This is a genomic window from Citrobacter sp. Cy070 (genome assembly GCF_030332245.1).
GTDB lineage: Bacteria > Pseudomonadota > Gammaproteobacteria > Enterobacterales > Enterobacteriaceae > Citrobacter > Citrobacter youngae.
In genome coordinates this window covers 1-2,762 of sequence record NZ_JAOWIG010000060.1, presented here as the reverse complement: position 1 = coordinate 2,762, position 2,762 = coordinate 1, and the positions used below count along the sequence as shown (strand labels likewise).

Here is a 2,762-nt window from a genome sequence, read left to right as displayed (position 1 = left end):
ACTGCGGCCTGAGTTTTTTAAATGGCGGAAAATCGTGTTGAGGCCAACGCCCATAATGCGGGCGGTTGCCCGGCATCCAACGCCATTCATGGCCATATCAATGATTTTCTGGTGCGTACCGGGTTGAGAAGCGGTGTAAGTGAACTGCAGTTGCCATGTTTTACGGCAGTGAGAGCAGAGATAGCGCTGATGTCCGGCAGTGCTTTTGCCGTTACGCACCACCCCGTCAGTAGCTGAACAGGAGGGACAGCTGATAGAAACAGAAGCCACTGGAGCACCTCAAAAACACCATCATACACTAAATCAGTAAGTTGGCAGCATCACCGGTTATCAGAACCTTTTACACCATCAAAGATCCCCAGATACTCATTTATTGAGTCTGCAATTTTTTGGTTAGAGGCTGTGACAAGATGGATTTCTCTTCCTTTGCGTTTTTCTGTTTTTAAATAATCTATTAGATTATGTCTGTAACAGAATGAGTCTGCATTTTGCGTTACAGTTTCTGTAACGAAGCGTTTAAAAGATGTTTTCCCATCAAATAAGGCCTTAGTTAAGCCAATTATTTTAATTGGTTTTTTGAATAATATTGACACAATGCCTTCATGTAGTGTGTCAGTTTTAGACAAAGTGCCGTCTAAATCGACAACAAGAGGCACATTTATGTCGATAGCATCAAATGGCTTGGTGGACATTTACATTCCTTGGCTAAGCAGAATCTACACCGATTCTCAATAGAGAAGTATCGAAAACATTATTAACTGATTATTTTATACAAACTTAGTTATATTTTAAAGAAAAAGATAGTCCTTGAGCCAGAGTTTAACCAACAGTGCTTGTTGAGATCAGGTTATGGCTTCGATGCAGGGTTTTGCGATAGTATGTTAGAAATTACACGAGTAACGCATCTGCTCGTTAGATCACCTGACAGGAGTACATAATGTCTAAGCAACAAATCGGCGTCGTTGGTATGGCTGTGATGGGGCGCAACCTTGCGCTCAACATCGAAAGCCGTGGTTACACCGTGTCCGTTTTCAACCGCTCACGTGAAAAAACGGAAGAGGTTATCGCCGAGAATCCGGGGAAAAAACTGGTTCCTTACTATACGGTAAAAGAGTTTGTTGAATCCCTTGAAACACCTCGTCGTATCCTGTTAATGGTGAAAGCGGGTGCTGGCACTGATGCAGCTATCGACTCCCTGAAACCTTATCTGGATAAAGGTGACATCATCATTGATGGCGGTAATACGTTTTTCCAGGACACTATCCGTCGTAACCGTGAGCTCTCCGCTGAAGGTTTTAACTTTATCGGAACCGGCGTCTCTGGTGGTGAAGAAGGTGCGCTGAAAGGCCCATCCATCATGCCGGGTGGCCAGAAAGAAGCTTATGAACTGGTAGCGCCAATCCTGACCAAAATCGCAGCGGTTGCGGAAGATGGTGAGCCGTGTGTGACGTATATTGGTGCCGATGGTGCAGGTCACTACGTGAAGATGGTACACAACGGCATTGAATATGGTGATATGCAGCTGATTGCTGAAGCCTATTCATTGTTGAAAGGTGGTCTGAACCTGAGCAACGAAGAACTGGCCAGCACCTTTACCGAGTGGAATAACGGTGAGCTGAGCAGCTATCTGATCGACATCACCAAAGATATCTTCACCAAAAAAGATGAAGATGGTAAATATTTGGTGGATTTCATTCTGGATGAAGCGGCAAACAAAGGTACCGGTAAATGGACCAGCCAAAGCTCTCTGGATCTCGGTGAACCGCTGTCTCTGATCACTGAATCTGTATTTGCACGTTACATCTCTTCGCTGAAAGATCAGCGTGTCGCTGCCTCTAAAGTCCTGTCTGGACCTAAAGCTCAGCTTGCGGGTGATAAGGCAGAATTTATTGAGAAAGTACGTCGTGCACTGTACCTCGGTAAGATCGTTTCTTATGCTCAGGGCTTCTCACAGCTGCGTGCCGCATCCGACGAGCATAACTGGGATCTGAATTACGGCGAGATTGCAAAAATCTTCCGTGCGGGCTGTATTATTCGCGCGCAGTTCCTGCAGAAAATCACCGATGCCTACGCTAAAAATCCAGGTATCGCGAACCTGCTGCTCGACCCGTACTTCAAGAACATTGCCGATGAATACCAACAGGCACTGCGTGATGTGGTAGCGTATGCCGTGCAGAATGGTATCCCGGTACCGACATTCTCTGCTGCTGTCGCTTACTACGACAGTTATCGTGCAGAAGTATTGCCCGCTAACCTGATTCAGGCCCAGCGTGACTACTTCGGCGCGCATACTTACAAACGTACTGATAAAGAAGGTGTTTTCCATACCGAATGGATGGAATAAGTCTTCTGATAGTCACTGGCCCGGTTCTCTAACCGGGCTTTTTTATCTTAAATCTGGGTAATGACTCCAACTTATTGATAGTGTTTTATGTTCAGATAATGCCCGATGACTTTGTCATGCAGCTCCACCGATTTTGAGAACGACAGCGACTTCCGTCCCAGCCGTGCCAGGTGCTGCCTCAGATTCAGGTTATGCCGCTCAATTCGCTGCGTATATCGCTTGCTGATTACGTGCAGCTTTCCCTTCAGGCGGGATTCATACAGCGGCCAGCCATCCGTCATCCATATCACCACGTCAAAGGGTGACAGCAGGCTCATAAGACGCCCCAGCGTCGCCATAGTGCGTTCACCGAATACGTGCGCAACAACCGTCTTCCGGAGACTGTCATACGCGTAAAACAGCCAGCGCTGGCGCGATT

3 protein-coding genes and 1 pseudogene are annotated in these 2,762 nt (G+C 46.7%); 1 reads left to right on the top strand and 3 read right to left on the bottom strand.

Annotated features, from left to right (window positions below; all coding sequences use genetic code 11):
- On the bottom strand, window positions 1-270 hold a 270-nt coding region (locus OGY19_RS09620; RefSeq protein ID WP_000179209.1), incomplete at its 3' end, for an IS1-like element transposase.
- A gap of 50 nt (window positions 271-320) precedes the next feature.
- Complete coding sequence (locus OGY19_RS09615; protein WP_286596398.1) at window positions 321-692, bottom strand: hypothetical protein; 372 nt, start codon at window positions 690-692, stop codon at window positions 321-323.
- A 245-nt stretch (window positions 693-937) separates the two neighbouring features.
- Here OGY19_RS09615 and gnd point away from each other — a divergent pair, with 245 nt between their 5' ends.
- Window positions 938-2,344: an NADP-dependent phosphogluconate dehydrogenase gene (gene gnd, locus OGY19_RS09610; protein WP_040231903.1), complete on the top strand. Its 1,407-nt coding sequence runs from the start codon at window positions 938-940 to the stop codon at window positions 2,342-2,344.
- 71 nt (window positions 2,345-2,415) lie between these two features.
- On the opposite strand, the pseudogene OGY19_RS09605 reads toward gnd, so the two are convergent.
- Window positions 2,416-2,762: pseudogene (locus OGY19_RS09605) on the bottom strand (IS1-like element IS1A family transposase); the annotation flags it as partial.